Origin of the sequence: Microbaculum marinisediminis, from assembly GCF_025397915.1 — a bacterium.
Lineage (GTDB): Bacteria > Pseudomonadota > Alphaproteobacteria > Rhizobiales > Tepidamorphaceae > Microbaculum > Microbaculum marinisediminis.
On sequence record NZ_JALIDZ010000006.1, the window covers coordinates 44,201 to 58,534 of the forward strand.

The 14,334-nt window shown below is 66.0% G+C and carries 11 protein-coding genes; all 11 read left to right on the top strand.

Going from position 1 to position 14,334, the window contains the following annotated elements; all coding sequences use genetic code 11:
- Positions 1–25 precede the first annotated feature (25 nt).
- The gene (locus MUB46_RS13935; protein WP_261616542.1) at positions 26–1,795 is read left to right on the top strand and encodes an adenylate/guanylate cyclase domain-containing protein; all 1,770 of its coding nucleotides are present in this window, start codon (positions 26–28) and stop codon (positions 1,793–1,795) included.
- Between the two features lie 323 nt (positions 1,796–2,118).
- Entirely contained in the window at positions 2,119–2,916 is a 798-nt protein-coding gene (locus MUB46_RS13940; protein ID WP_261616543.1) for a porin family protein, read from the top strand.
- A 328-nt stretch (positions 2,917–3,244) separates the two neighbouring features.
- Positions 3,245–3,538 carry a YtcA family lipoprotein gene (locus MUB46_RS13945; protein ID WP_261616544.1) on the top strand — a complete coding sequence of 98 codons (294 nt, stop codon included), beginning with the start codon at positions 3,245–3,247 and terminating at the stop codon, positions 3,536–3,538.
- 3 nt (positions 3,539–3,541) lie between these two features.
- On the top strand, positions 3,542–4,588 hold the full coding sequence (mdtN, locus tag MUB46_RS13950) for a multidrug transporter subunit MdtN (RefSeq protein WP_261616545.1): 1,047 nt from the start codon (positions 3,542–3,544) through the stop codon (positions 4,586–4,588).
- The gene (locus MUB46_RS13955) at positions 4,572–6,473 is read left to right on the top strand and encodes an FUSC family protein (protein ID WP_261616546.1); all 1,902 of its coding nucleotides are present in this window, start codon (positions 4,572–4,574) and stop codon (positions 6,471–6,473) included. Before mdtN ends, MUB46_RS13955 begins: the two co-directional genes overlap by 17 nt.
- A gap of 9 nt (positions 6,474–6,482) precedes the next feature.
- Positions 6,483–7,982: a TolC family protein gene (locus tag MUB46_RS13960; protein WP_261616547.1), complete on the top strand. Its 1,500-nt coding sequence runs from the start codon at positions 6,483–6,485 to the stop codon at positions 7,980–7,982.
- 268 nt (positions 7,983–8,250) lie between these two features.
- Positions 8,251–9,357, top strand: coding sequence for a linear amide C-N hydrolase (locus tag MUB46_RS13965; RefSeq protein ID WP_261616548.1), 1,107 nt, complete (start codon positions 8,251–8,253; stop codon positions 9,355–9,357).
- A 72-nt stretch (positions 9,358–9,429) separates the two neighbouring features.
- On the top strand, positions 9,430–10,827 hold the full coding sequence (gene gad / locus MUB46_RS13970) for a glutamate decarboxylase (RefSeq protein WP_261616549.1): 1,398 nt from the start codon (positions 9,430–9,432) through the stop codon (positions 10,825–10,827).
- 76 nt (positions 10,828–10,903) lie between these two features.
- A complete protein-coding gene (locus MUB46_RS13975) occupies positions 10,904–11,731 on the top strand; it encodes a hypothetical protein (protein WP_261616550.1) in 828 nt (275 codons plus the stop codon).
- Between the two features lie 295 nt (positions 11,732–12,026).
- Positions 12,027–13,022 (top strand): linear amide C-N hydrolase, encoded by a 996-nt coding sequence (locus MUB46_RS13980; RefSeq protein WP_425256272.1) that lies wholly within the window; start codon positions 12,027–12,029, stop codon positions 13,020–13,022.
- A 134-nt stretch (positions 13,023–13,156) separates the two neighbouring features.
- Positions 13,157–14,302 carry a transporter substrate-binding domain-containing protein gene (locus MUB46_RS13985; protein ID WP_261616552.1) on the top strand — a complete coding sequence of 382 codons (1,146 nt, stop codon included), beginning with the start codon at positions 13,157–13,159 and terminating at the stop codon, positions 14,300–14,302.
- Positions 14,303–14,334 lie beyond the last annotated feature (32 nt).

Below are 14,334 nucleotides of genomic sequence, written 5' to 3' on the forward strand. Positions count from 1 at the left end.
ATGATGGTGGGTGAGAGAGCGCGCCATGTCCGGACACCGCAAGCTTGCCGCGATCCTGGTTGCCGACATCGTCGGCTACAGTCGCCTGACCAGCGTCGATGAAGAGCGCTCCCTGGCGCGGGTGCGCGCGATCCAGAGCGATGTCATCGATCCGGCCCTGGTGGTCCACAACGGCCGTCTGGTGAAACGGACGGGCGATGGTGCGCTGGTGGAGTTCCGCAGCGTGGTCGAGGCCGTGCGTTGCGCCATCGAGATCCAGGACGCCATGCACGAGCGCAACGCCGGCGTCGCGGACGACCGGCGTATCGATTTCCGGATGGGCATCCATCTCGGCGACGTCATCGAGGAAAGCGACGGCGACCTGATGGGCGACGGCGTCAACGTTGCCGCCCGGCTGGAGGGGCTGGCGGCTCCCGGCGCCATCTGCCTGTCCGAGGACGCCTATCGCCAGATCCGCTCGCGCCTGGATGTGGCGGTGACCGATCTGGGCGAGAATAACCTGAAGAACATCGCCGAGCCGGTCCGGGTCTTCGCTCTCAACGTCGGCGCCTCGGCCGTGCCCGAGCTATCCCCGGCCGAGGCCACGCTCTCCGCGGCTTCTGACAAGCCCTCGATCGCGGTCCTGCCCTTCTCCAACATGTCCGGCGACCCGGAGCAGGAATACTTCGTCGACGGCATGGTCGAGGACATCATCACGGCGTTCTCGCGCTTCGAGGAACTCTTCGTCATCGCCCGGAACTCGACGTTCGTCTACAAGGGCCGCGCGGTGGAGATCCGGCAGGTCGGCCGCGACCTGGGGGTGCGGTACGTGCTGGAGGGCAGCGTCCGCAAGGCGGGCGACCGTGTCCGGATTACCGGCCAGTTGATCGATGCGGCCACGGGCGCGCATCTCTGGGCCGACAAGTTCGACGGGCGGCTGGAGGACGTGTTCGAACTGCAGGACCGGATTACGGCAAACGTGGTCGGTGCCCTGGAGCCGACGATGCGCAAGGCGGAGATCGAACGCGCGCGCCGCAAGCCGGCCGAGAACATGGGCGCCTACGACCTCTATCTTCAGGCTCTGCCCCATATCTACAGGATCCAGCCGGACGACAATCGAGCGGCGCTTGACTTGCTTGGTCGCGCCATCGCGATGGATCCGAATTACGCCCCGGCGCTGGCCCATGCCGGGTGGTGCCTGGTGCAGCGGATCACGCGCGCATGGGAGCCGTATGGCGACGACGATCTCGGCCAGGCCGTGTTCTACGCCCGCCGGGCATTGGCCGTGGGCAGCGACGACGCCAAGGCGGTGGTGCTGGGCGGGTTCGTGCTGGTGATGCTGCGCGAGGACTATGTGGCGGGGATGGATGCGCTCCTGCGCGCCGTGCGGATGAACCCGGGCTCCGGGTTCGTGAACGCGATGGCCGGGACCGGACTGATCTTCGGCGATGATCCCGAGACGGGGCTGCGTTTCGTCGAGCAGGCCATGATGCTCTGTCCCAAGGACCCGAGCTTCTTCAGCTATCTGACCATGACGGCGATCGGGCGACTGTTCGGCGGACGGGCGGAAGAGGCGGTGGAGTACGCGAATCGCTCGCTGGCGCTGAATCCCGAATGGGATTCGACCTATTGGGTGCTGATCACGGCCTTCACGGTGGCCGGCCGACCGGACGAGGCGAAGGCCGCCGCCCGGCGGCTCATGGCGGTCAATCCCGCCACGCGCGCCTCCATCTATGAACGGGCGCTGCCGATGCGGAACCCGGAGTGGCGGGCGACGGTGATCCAGAGCCTGCGTGATGCCGGGATCCCGGATTGAGAGCGGAAAGCGGCAAGTCGGGCCGGAAGCGGACGTTCGTCTGCGCCGCGCGGGGCAGACGGGCCGGCCGGCGCTCCGGCCGATCCGGCAACGTCGGGCCGCCGCTTCGCACCCTGTCGCATCGTGCGACCGGCGCGCGACGGGACGGTGTTTGACATTCCTCCTGCGCACTTCCTATTAAGGCCGAACTGGCGTCATCAAGCCGGTTTTCAGCTGATCTCGCCTGCCTGCGCCTCCTGCGGGGAAGTGGGGTTTTCGGCTGAACCCCGCAACCGGCTTCGGGCCATCACGACAAACGGCTTCTTCCACGAAAGCAGGCATTGATGCTGAGGACAGGTATATTCGGGGCCGCCCTGGCCCTGACGATGATTGGCAACGCCACGGCGGCAGATATCGCGGGCGACACGTCGGGCCCGGTCGAGGCCCCGGCGGCGGATCAATGGACCAGCAACACCTGGCGGTTCCAGATCACGCCTTATGCCTGGCTGTCCGGCATGAGCGGTGACGTCCGTCCGTTGGCCGGCGGTCCCACCTTCAGTGTCAGCAAGTCCATCGGCGATGTACTCGACGATCTCGACGGTGCGTTCTTCCTGAACGGCACCGCCCGCTACAACCGCTTCGTGCTGTTCGGGGATCTGTCGTGCGCGGAGCTGTCCGAAGGCAACACGATCACGGGCCTGGTGCCGGTTCCTATCGGCATAGAGGGCAAGGTCACGCAGGCCTCCTTCACCGCCGCGGCCGGCTACACGGTCGTTGCCGAGCCGGCCTTTGCGGTCGACCTTTTGGCCGGTGTCCGGGCCTGGCGTATCAAGGCGAAAGTCGACGTGCCCCTTCTCGGTCTGTCGGCATCGAGCACGAATAGCTGGGCCGATCCGATCGTCGGTGCGCGCGCCCGCGTTGCGCTGTCACCGAAATGGTCGGTCGTTGCCTATGCCGATGTGGGCGGTGGCGGCGGGGCCGAGTCGACATGGCAGGTCCTGGGAACGGTGAACTATCAGGTGACCGATACCTTCGTTCTGTCCGCCGGCTATCGGCACATGACGTTCGATTACCGCGACAACGGCGCCGTCCTGGACGTCGATATGAGCGGTCCGGTGATCGGCGCGACCCTGCGGTTCTGACCGCCGCCGCCGACAACATCCGCCGACAACGTCCGCCGACGTCGTTCGCCGTTAGCGTCCAGAGATACAGGACCGATGGAAGGAGCCCGCCACCGGGCGGGCTCTCTTGCCGTAGCAGTTGGATCACGGTCGCGTCGTCACGGCAAGGTGCATGCGCGCTATGCCGGTTGCGGCATTGGAGAATGGCGCCGAAAATGCGATACGGAGTGCTCGAAGTCTCCGCAAAGTCAGTGCCCGCCAGACCAACGCAAACCCGCCATCTCACAGTCGAACATCTACGGCAAACGCCATCCGGTTGTCTGAAATGCTGAAAACGACGCCACCGTCAATGCGGCCCGCGCCGGGCTTCTCGATACGCACGATGTGGGTGGCGCCGGTAGTCGGGGGGCTGCTTCTGGCCCCCGACCGTGCAGTCGGTGCCGCACCGTCCATACCGATGTTCGGCAGTTTCTTTCCGGCCTGGCTGCTTTGCGTGATCGGCGGCGTCTTGCTGACGGTGCTGCTGCGGGCCGTATTCGTGCTGATCGGGCTGGACGATATCCTGAAATGGCGGGTGCCGGTCTACATGACCATGGCCGTCGGGCTCAATTTCGTGCTCTCTCTCGTCGTGTTCGGGCGCTAACCGATGGCCCGTCTGTCTCCTCGCCTGGCGGCAGGTCTCGGTGCGGTCGTCAGCCTCGCGGTGATCGCCGGGGCCGGCGTCGCGGCTTTCCGGAGCTATGAGATCTCCACCGCCAATCCGATGTCGGACGACGTCACGCTGGGCGCGGACGTCGTGCGGATCGCGTCCTCGGTGGCTGGCCGGATCAAGTCGATTCACGTACGGGAAAACGACTTCGTCGCCAGGGGCGATGTCCTGCTTGAACTCGACGCGGAACCGTATCGCCTCGCGGTTGAGCAGGCGCGGGCGGACCTCGCCATCGCCGAGGCGGCGCGCAACGACAAGTCGCGGACGATCCGGGCGGAGCAGGCCAACGCGGCGATCGCGATCGAGCAGGTCGAGCGGGCGCGCGCCAATCTCGAGCTGGCGACCCAGACGCTGGACCGGCTCCTGCCGATGCAGCCGAAAGGCTACGTGTCGGCGCAGCAGGTCGACGATGCCCGCACGGCGAAACGCGATGCGGAGGTCAGCCTCAACGAGGCCCTGCGGCAGGTCGAGGCGGCCGAGGCGTTGGTGAGCGACGAGGCCGCCGCGGAGGCCCTCGTCCTGGCGCGCCGGGCGGCGCTGGCGATCGCCGGGCACGAGCTGGCCGGTACGGTCATCAGGGCGCCGCACGACGGTCGCGTCGTCGGCCTCACGGTGTCGCCCGGCGGGTACCTGCTGCCGGCGCAATCGGTGTTCACGCTGATCAACACGGGAACATGGTTCGCGAGCGCCGCGTACACGGAAACCACCTTGCCGGCCATTTCGGTCGGGAACTGTGCGACCGTCTATGCGCTGTCGGATCGACATCATGCCATCAAGGGCGTGGTTGAAGGGATCGGCTGGGGCATCAGCTCCAAGGAGCAGATCAATCTGCCGAGCGCCTTGCCGATCGTTCCCAAGTCGCTGGACTGGGTGCGTGTCCAGCAACGGTTCCCGGTGCGGATCAGACTGGTCGATCCGCCGGTCGAACTGATGCGTGTGGGGGCGTCGGCGGTGTCGATCGTGCATCATGGCGAACGCTGCTAGCGCCTTCTGGCCCGCCGTCGCCCGACAGGCCTGGATCGACCTTCAGCCCGCACCCGGTCGTGCCGGGATGGCCTGGCGGGTCGCCTTGCTGTGTTCGCTGGTGGCGGCCACGGCGATGGTCCTCAAGATCCCGGAATCGGCGATCAGCTGCTATCTGGTGATCTTCCTGATGAAGCCCGACGCGGTGCAGACCAGCGTGACGGCCATCGGCCTCGTCCTGCTGGCCACGCTCGTCGTCGTGCTGATGATTCCGATCATAGACGCGACGATCGACAGCGCGGCCTGGCGTCTGACCGTCATGTTCGTCGCGTCCTACATCTTCCTGTTTCTCGGCTCGGCGACGCCGCTGGGGGAACAGGCCGCGATCGTCGGTCTCATCATCGCGTTCATCATGACGCTGGTGACCGACGTGCCGGTCGGGCAGGTCGCCGACCAGGGCCTGCTGATGGCCTGGAAGATGGCGTCCATGCCCATGATCCTGATGGTCGTCTTCAATCTGGTCTTCGGCATCCCGGCGCAGACGCATGTTCGCAACAAGATCGTCGAGCGGCTGAGACGCGCGGCGGATCGGCTGGACGGCGCCGACAGCGCGGATGCCGTCGCCGAGCTGCTGGGGGAGGGCAACGACGACGCGCTCAAGCAGATGCAGCTGGTCAAGGCGCTGCATCTCGTCCCCACGGCGCGGTCAACCTGGCTGAACGGCGCGGTCGAGACGAGCTATCGCGTTCTCGTGGCCGTATCGGCGATCACCGATTGCGCGCCGCGAGAGCGATTGGCGATCCTGGCCGACGCGCTGCGAAAGGCCGTTGACGCCATTGCAGCCGGCCGCTTTCCCGATCCGTCGCCGGGCTGCGGCAAGGCGGATGGCGGTGTCGGTACCGAGCCCGAACGCCAGATCCGGCAGGCCCTGGCGCATCTGGCCGCCCCCAACGGCGGCGGCGATCCGCGGCCGCGCAAGATCCCGTTCCTGGCGCCGGATGCCTTCACCAACCCCGATCATCAACGGTTCGCGCTGAAGACGTCGGCCGCGGCGATCATCTGCTATCTCATCTACACGGGCGTCCAGTGGGACGGGATACACACGGCGATGATCACCTGCTATGTCGCCGCGCTCGGCTCCACCGGGGAGACGGTCCGCAAGCTCGCGCTGCGGATCGGCGGCTGCCTGATCGGCGCCGCGCTCGGGGTCCTGGCGCTGCTGTTCGTCATGCCGAACCTGACCTCCGTCGGCGGGCTGATGGTGCTGGTCTTCGCCGGCGTCCTGCCCGCCGCGTGGGTGTCGTCGGGCAACGAGCGGATCAGCTACGCCGGCGTCCAGATTGCGCTGGCTTTCCTGCTGACGATACTGAACGGGTTCGGCCCCAGTTTCGAGATGTCCCAGGCCAGCGACAGGATAGCGGGTATTCTGCTCGGAAACGCCGTGATCTATCTGATCTTCACCCAGGTCTGGCCGGTCAGCGCGATGAAGGCGGTGCGGCAGAAGCTGGCCGCGGGTCTCGATACGCTCGCCGATCTCGCGAGCCGGCCGCGCGAAACACGGCTGGCCCGGATCGAGGACGTGGCAACGGCGCACGCCGAACTGGCGGACGCCGCGGGGGTGCTGGAGACGGTCGGCTTCGAGCCCCGCCGGCTCCGGCCGTCGGGCGACATGGTCGGGCGGACCGGGCAACTGATCGCCGAAACGCGCGGTCTTGCCACGTCGTTGTTCGTGACCGATGGGGACGGGGAGGGGGTGGCAGGCCGCCTCCGTACGCTCGCCGCCGAAGTCGGCGAGGAGGATCCGTCGTCGGCGAGGATCTCCACCAATGGAAATTCCGGATCGCGCGCCGCTCATGGCGATCTTGATGAACGCCTTGAGCGGATCGAGCGGCTGGCAAGGGCTTGAAGGAACGTCGTGCTTAAGATCGTCTGTGCCCGAGTATCGCGAACCGGCGGCCTGCTACTGATTGCGGGGCTCCTTGCCGGCTGCATGAACGACAGCCTGAAGGAAGTCCCGGTGTCGCCGACACAGCCGTGGAATCCGGAAGCCTCGGCGGTGCGCAGCGGGGACTACTCCATTCCCGCCAACCCCGCCGTCGCCAGTCTCGAGGCGGGCATCCAGTCCGGTCGGGTGTACACGCTGCCGGAGCTGATCGACCTGGCGCAGCGCACCAATCCGGCGACGCGTATCGCCTGGGAGGAGGCCCGTCAGGCGGCTTTGGCGGTCGGCATGGTCGAGGCCAGCTTCCTGCCGCTCATCACGGCCAATGTCATCGGCGGCGAGCAGGCCGTCGTCACGCCGGTGCCGAACCTTGTGGGCGGCACCGACTACATCAGCACCACCGCCAACGGGATAGCGCCGAACCTCGCGCTGCAATGGCTGGTTTTCGACTTCGGTCAGCGACAGGCCCTGCAGGAAGCCGCCGAACACACCGCCTACGCCGCCAATGTCGGGTTCAACGGCACCCATCAGGCGCTGATCTACAACGTGACGCGAAGCTACTATCTGTACGGGGCGGCGCAGGGCAATCTGGCGATCGCCCGACAGGCCCTGGCGAACAGCCGGCAGCTCCAGCAGGCCGCCGAGGCGCGATACGGAAACGGCACCGGAACGAGTATCGAGGTCGCCCAGGCCAGGCAGCTCGCGGCGCAGTCCAATCTTCGCCTGGTGCAGGCGCAGGACAGCCTGCGCGACAGTTACCAGGACCTGCTCGGCGCCGTGGGCATCTCGCCGAAGTCGACCATCAAGATCGCATCGTCGGCGGGGCGCGGGCTCCCTCGGGCCCGATCGCTGCCGACCGACGACGTGATCGAGGCGGCGCTGTCGCGCAGGCCGGATGTCCTGGCCAGCTATGCCGCCGTCAAGGCCAGCCAGGCCAATGCGCGCGCGGCGGAGGCCGACTTCCTGCCCAAGGTCTATCTCGGCGCCGTGGTCGCCACCGACAACACCAGCCTCCAGACCGGCAACCTGCCGAAGTTCGGGGCCCAGGCGAGCACGTCGGGCGTTCTGGCCGGCGTCACGATCCCGATCTACGACGGCGGTCTCCGGGAGGCCAATCTTCGCCGGGCCGAATCGACGTCGGCGGCGGCGCACGCCCGGTTCGAACAGACCCGCGACACCGCGGTGCGAGAGATCGTGGTCGCCTCCGATACGCTGCGATCGGCGCTCGAGGCCTATGTCGCCGCCAGCGAGCTGGTTGGTGCGGCGACGGTGACACACGATGCCGCGTTCGAGGCCTACCGCAACGGCGTGGGCACGATCACCGACGCGACCGCGGCGGCAACCGGCCTTCTGGACGCGCGACAGGCCCGGTCGGACGCGCACGCCGCGGCGCTCGTGGCGGCGTCGTCGCTGGCCTTTTCCCTCGGTGCGATGACATCGCGCGAATCTCCCGATCAGGCGTTGCGGAATTGATCTGGCGCATCGCATGCAGCCCGTTGCGAACGCCCGGTTGGTATCCGGCGGCGCGGTCGAAATTCCCCGTCGGTGACTTGACACCGATTGCCGTCATGGCCGACAGCTTTAGGACACTCGCCACTGCAACAGCTACTCTCCAGCGCACTTGAAATCCGTAACCGCCGACGAGACCCGGGCCGCACTGATGCGGCACCCGAGATGCCGGATCGGGCTTGTCGGCGCGCGTGCGGGAGAAGCGTTCCCCAGACGTCCAGGATGACCCGACATGTGCACCTCCCTTACCTATAGAGACGCGGCCGACAACGTCTATTTTGGCCGTACGCTCGAGTTGACGGTCGATCTGCCCTATCAGATCGCCTACTTTCCCGCCGGCGCCGCGTTCACGTCGCAGGCCGAGGGGCATCCCGCGCTGACCTACACCTCCGCGCACGGCTTTCTGGCGGTGACGATGCCCGATCGCGTGCCGACGGCCGACGCGCCGATCGGCATCGGCGACCTCAAGGTTCTCGAAGGGCTCAATGACAAGGGGCTGACATTCAGCCTGCTGTCCTATCCGGCGGCGGGCGGCACCCAGCAGGCGGTCGACAAGACGCGGGCCGTTCTGTCGGCGTCCGATCTCGGCACCTGGGCGCTGGCGCAATTCGCCACGGTGCAGGACGTGAAGGCCGCGCTCGCCGATCAGCCGGTCCTGCTCGAAGCGCTGGCCATCCTCGGCGGCGTGGAATCCCCGTTCCACTACGTCGTGCACGACGCGTCCGGCGCGTCGATCGTCATCGAGTTCAACCGGGGCGCAATGACGGTGCACGACAATCCGGTCGGCGTCATGACCAACGGCCCGGAGTTCGGCTGGCACCTGACCAATCTCGACAACTACACGTTCCTCACGAATGTCGACAAAACGAGCGCGACCTTCGGGACCTACAAGGCCACTCAGCCGGATTCCGGCATCGCGACCGCGGGACTGCCCGCGTCCAATACGTCTGTCGGACGGTTCGTCCGCGCCGCGTATTACGCCCAGTTCACCGAGAAGGCGGCGACGCCCGACCAGGCTGTGCAGACGCTGGCCCACGTGATGAACAATTTCGACCGGCCGCGGGGCGTCACCATCGACTATCCCGACGGGAGCGGCTCGCATCTTGAGGTGGCCGGGCTGGACCAGGGCGGCAAGGCCGCCTATGCGACCGAGTTTACCTCGTGGACCAATCTCTCGGACCTTGCCCGCACGCTCTTCTTCGTGCGCGACTACCGGAGCCTGAACTTCTCCCGGTTCGACCTGAAGTCGCTCGCCGGGCTGAAACAGCCCAAGGTGCTTCCGCTCGATCGTCTGGGCGGAGCAGAGGCCGAGGCCACCGACCTCCTGATGGGCGCCTGAGGCGCATCTCCTTCCATATCTTCGACATGCGGGCGGCGCCCGCATCCCCCGTCACGCCAAGAGTACGCTGGAATGAACCGACATCACCTTCTTGAAGAGCAGGACGCTTCGAACGACGAGACCTACGGTGCCGACGAACTCGCCACGGTGCTTCCGAAATCGACCTTTCCCGAGCGCGAGCGCAATCCGCAGCGCGTCTATGCGGCCGTGCGCGACGAGTTGATGCTCGACGGCAATTCCCGCCAGAACCTGGCCACGTTCTGCCAGACCTGGGAGGAACCCGAGGTCCATCGGCTGATGGACGCATGCATCGACAAGAACATGATCGACAAGGACGAATATCCGCAGACAGCCGACCTGGAGGCGCGGTGCGTGCGGATGCTCGGCGATCTGTGGAACGCCCCGGACGGGGAGGGGGCGGTCGGCTGCTCCACCACCGGGTCCAGCGAAGCCGCCATGCTGGGCGGCCTGGCGATGAAACGCCGGTGGGAGGCGCGCCGCGCAAAGGAAGGCAAGCCCACCGACAAGCCGAACCTGATCACCGGTCCGGTGCAGATCTGCTGGCACAAGTTCACCCGCTACTGGGACATCGAGCATCGCGAGATCCCCATGGAGAACGGGCGGCTGCTGATGACGCCCGAAGAGGTGCTGAGCCGCTGCGACGAGAACACGATCGGCGTCGTTCCGACGTTGGGCGTGACCTTTACGGGCGAATTCGAGCCGGTGAAGGCGGTGAGCGACGCGCTGGACAAGCTCGAAACGGAAACGGGCCTCGACATTCCGATCCATGTTGATGGGGCGAGCGGTGGTTTTCTCGCTCCCTTCTGCGCCCCGGATCTGATGTGGGACTTCCGGCTGCCGCGGGTGCGCTCGATCAACGCGTCCGGCCACAAGTTCGGGCTCGCCCCGCTCGGCGTGGGGTGGGTTCTGTGGCGGGAGGAGAAGGACCTTCCCGAGAACATGGTGTTCTGGGTCAACTATCTCGGCGGGAACATGCGCGATATCGCGCTGAACTTCTCGCGGCCCGGCGGTCAGATCGTCTGCCAGTACTACAATTTCCTCCGGCTCGGCCGCGAGGGATACCGCAAGGTCCATACCGCCTGCTATCGCAGCGCGACGTACCTTGCCGACGAGATTTCGAAGATGGGCCCCTTCGAGGTGGTCTTCGACGGCGACATGACCCGCGGCATCCCGGCGGTCTCCTGGAAGCTGAAGGAGGGCAACGATCCGGGCTTCACGCTGTTCGATCTGGCGGACCGGCTTCGGGTTCGCGGCTGGCAGGTGCCGGCCTACACCCTGCCGGCGAATTGCCAGGACCAGGCGATCCAGCGGATTCTCGTGCGCAACGGCGTCAGCCTCGATCTGTGCGCCGCGCTGATGGACGACATGAAGGCCGCATTGGCCTATTTCAAGGCCCATCCGATCCACACGCCGCTGACCAGCGACGAGGCGAGCGGATTCCACCATTGAGAAACGCGACGGTTGTGCACCGTCGCCGCCTCCGCCTGGAATGACCGCGCACTGTGAACACGCGGCCAGGGTTCCGATGCGCAGCGCGGGACCCTGGCCGTTCGTCACCTTCCGAAGCTACCGGCATCGCGGGCGGCAGATCGTCTGGCGCGCGCGGCAGCATCGCAAGGGGCTGAACCGCGCCGCCCGCGGGCTGGACCCGACGAGTGTCCCGTTCTGGCAGACGCAGGCCTACAATTGGTACACGGGTCTGTTGTTTGCCGTCGGTGCGTCCCTGTTCCTGCTGGGCAGCGTGCTCACCTTCGTTCACGGCCAGATCGGCGTTCCGCCCGACGGGCCGATCAACATCGTCTTCTTCGCCGGGTCCATCCCCTTCACGATCGCTGGCTTTCTCCAGAACTTTCAGGCCGCGAACGCGTCCGAGTTCGCCGCCGATGCAGGGGCTCAGGAGACAAGGCGGACGGTATCCCTGATCGGATGGCGCCCTGGCAGCCTGGGATGGCTGAGCTCGGTCACGCAGTTCGTCGGTACCGTCGCCTTCAATTTCAACACCTTCGATGCCATCGACGCGCCGAGCCGCTGGTACGTGCAGGATCTCACGATCTGGATGCCCGGCCTGGTGGGATCGATCCTGTTCCTGGTCTCCGGTTATCTGGCCTTCATCGAGACCAGCCACGGCTACTGGAGCTGGAAGCCGAACGACCTGGCGTGGTGGATCGTCTTCGTCAATCTGCTGGGGTGCATCGCCTTCATGACGGCTGGCATTCTCGCCTATGTTCCGGATGGAGCGGAGCCGGCCTGGATCGCGGCAGTGGCGAATTTTCACCTCGGGCTCGGCGCGCTGGGATTCCTGATCGGCGCGGTGCTGATGATGCGTGAAAGCGCCGATGCCGAAGCGGGGTGAGGGGGCGGCTTGAACGAAAGCCTTCGTCATTTGCGTGTGGCATTGCGCTGCGATATCAGTCGGGTTCGCTATTCGGATCCTTCTGTCGGGCTTTCTTCCACACGCTACAGGGGCAGGCCCTCGAGCCGCCGCCCGACCGGTCATGTCGCCGCAGTCTGATGCCTGCGGCCGCAGCCGCTTTCTCGCGCAATAACGGAGATATCGCATGCCAGCCAATCGCCACACCGCCAGAGCCCGCAGGCTGATCAACGCGGCAGTGTCCGCCGGTCTCGCGTTGGCGGTCACGACCGCGCCGATGCAGGCCATCGCCTGTACCCGGCTGGTCTATCTCGGTGCCGGCGACACCGTTCTGACGGCCCGGTCGATGGACTGGAAGGTCGATGTCGCCACCAATCTGTGGGTCTTCCCGCGTGGCATGGAGCGCAACGGCGAAGCTGGCGAAAACTCGATCACCTGGACCTCGAAATACGGCAGCGTCATCGCGTCCGGATACGATATTTCCACGACCGACGGTCTGAACGAGAAGGGCCTGGCGGCGAACGTGCTGTGGCTGGTGGAGTCGGAGTATCCGTCGTCCGAAAGCGACAAGCCTGGCCTGACGATCGCCGCCTGGGCGCAGTACGTGCTCGATAATTTCGCCACCGTGGCCGAGGCGGTCGAGGCGCTGGAGAGCGAGCCGTTCGCCATCGTCACCGACGCCGTGCCCGGCGAGCAGCGGCTCGCCACCCTGCACCTTTCGATGTCGGATTCCACCGGCGACAGCGCCATCGTCGAGTACATCGACGGCAAGCAGGTGATCCACCACAGCCGGTCGTATCAGGTGATGACCAACTCGCCGACCTTCGACAAGCAGCTCGCCCTCGATGATTACTGGAACCAGATCGGCGGCACGGTCTTCCTGCCGGGGACGAACCGGGCCGCGGACCGCTTCGCGCGCGCCTCGTTCTATGTCGACGCGATCCCGAAGTTCGACGATCCGAACATGGCGGTCGCCGGTGCGATGTCCGTCATCCGCAACGTCTCTGTCCCCTACGGCATTTCGACCCCGGATCAGCCGAACATCTCCTCGACCCGCTGGCGCACGCTCTCCGACCATGCGCGCAAGCTCTACTTCTTCGAGTCCGCGCTGACGCCCAACACCTTCTGGGTCGACCTTAAGCAGCTCGATCTCTCCGCGGAGACCGGCAAGGTGATGAAGCTCGATCTCGGCCCGGACCAGAGCCACACCTATTCGGGCGATGCGACCGGGAAGTTCCAGCCGGCACGTCCTTTCAAGTTTCTGGGCAAGTGAGGTAGCGATCGGGCGGAGACGCGTGCCGGTGCCGTTGTGGCGCCGGTTCGCCCTTCCGCTCGCGGATCGAACCCCGGGGCTGGCGATCCGGCGGGTCTTGGTGAGAGAGCGGCTGTTGATGAGGATTTTGGACCGTGCGTAAGAACCTGATCTCGCGTCTGTTCATGGTGGTCATCCTGGCCGGGATTTGGATCGCCGGAAGCGGTCCACTCGCCCATGCGCAGGACACGGGTGGAACAGGCGGCGGCGGTGAATCTGCCGATACCGCGACCGGCGGCGCCCCCAAACGGGTAAGGGTCGGCGTCCACCTGAGTCCGCCATTCGTCATGCGCAGCGCGGACGGCTACACCGGAATGGCCGTCGAGCTGTGGGAAAACATCACCAAGGACCTGAACGTCGAAAACGACTACGTGTCGTTTGCGAACGTCCGTGAGCTGGTCGATGCAGCGGCCAAGGGTGAGGTGGATGCCGCGGTAACCAACCTGTCGATCACGAGGAAGCGCGCGGAGATAATTGATTTCACGCAGCCATGGTACGACGGTGGCCTGCGGATCATGGTCGACGGGCAACAAGGCGCCGGCTTCCGGGCGATGGTCCGCGGGCTCAGGGACGCCGGTTACCTCAGGTCGTACGCCTGGATCGGTTTCGTGATCCTGGTGGCCACGGTCCTGTTGACGATCTTCGACCGGCGATTCGACAAGAACTTTCCGAAACGCTGGCGCGACGGCATCGCTGAGAGCTTCTACACGGTGATGCAGGTTGCGATGTCAGGGCGCATGAACCGCAAGAACCTGTTCGGCTGGATCGGCCGGATCTGGTCGGGCGTGTGGCTCGTCATCGGCGTGGCGATACTCGCCTACATCACCTCGACGGTCACGAGCGTGATGACGACGATCGCCCTGACGAACCAGATCAACAGCGTCGGAGACCTCCCGGGCAAGAGGGTCGGAGTCCTGCACGGAACCACGGCGCAGGATCTCGCCGATGAGCATGGCGTGGCGGTCCAACCCTATTCCGATATTGACGAGGCCGTGGCCGCGCTGCTGGCCGACCGTATCGACGCCATCGTTGCCGATGGTCCGGTGCTGGAATACTACGCCTTCACCAATCCGGAAGACCCGGTCGAGGTCGTGGGCCCGATCTTCGAGCCGGACAAGTACGGATTTGGCATATCGCACAACACGAACCTCGCCAGACCGGTGACGCTCGAAATCCTCGACGCCGCAGAAGAGGACTATGTCGAAGAACTGCGCGAGAAATATTTCGGCGAGCGTTCCTGAACTCGCCAGGCCGCGGCGAACCCAATCTGGCC

Coding starts and splice junctions, on each gene's coding strand:
- MUB46_RS13940 (WP_261616543.1), top strand. CDS start 2,119: ATGCTGAGGACAGGTATATTCGGGGCCGCCCTGGCCCTGACGATGATT.
- mdtN (WP_261616545.1), top strand. CDS start 3,542: ATGGCCCGTCTGTCTCCTCGCCTGGCGGCAGGTCTCGGTGCGGTCGTC.
- MUB46_RS13980 (WP_425256272.1), top strand. CDS start 12,027: ATGCAGGCCATCGCCTGTACCCGGCTGGTCTATCTCGGTGCCGGCGAC.
- MUB46_RS13975 (WP_261616550.1), top strand. CDS start 10,904: ATGCGCAGCGCGGGACCCTGGCCGTTCGTCACCTTCCGAAGCTACCGG.
- gad (WP_261616549.1), top strand. CDS start 9,430: ATGAACCGACATCACCTTCTTGAAGAGCAGGACGCTTCGAACGACGAG.
- MUB46_RS13965 (WP_261616548.1), top strand. CDS start 8,251: ATGTGCACCTCCCTTACCTATAGAGACGCGGCCGACAACGTCTATTTT.
- MUB46_RS13935 (WP_261616542.1), top strand. CDS start 26: ATGTCCGGACACCGCAAGCTTGCCGCGATCCTGGTTGCCGACATCGTC.
- MUB46_RS13955 (WP_261616546.1), top strand. CDS start 4,572: ATGGCGAACGCTGCTAGCGCCTTCTGGCCCGCCGTCGCCCGACAGGCC.
- MUB46_RS13945 (WP_261616544.1), top strand. CDS start 3,245: ATGCGGCCCGCGCCGGGCTTCTCGATACGCACGATGTGGGTGGCGCCG.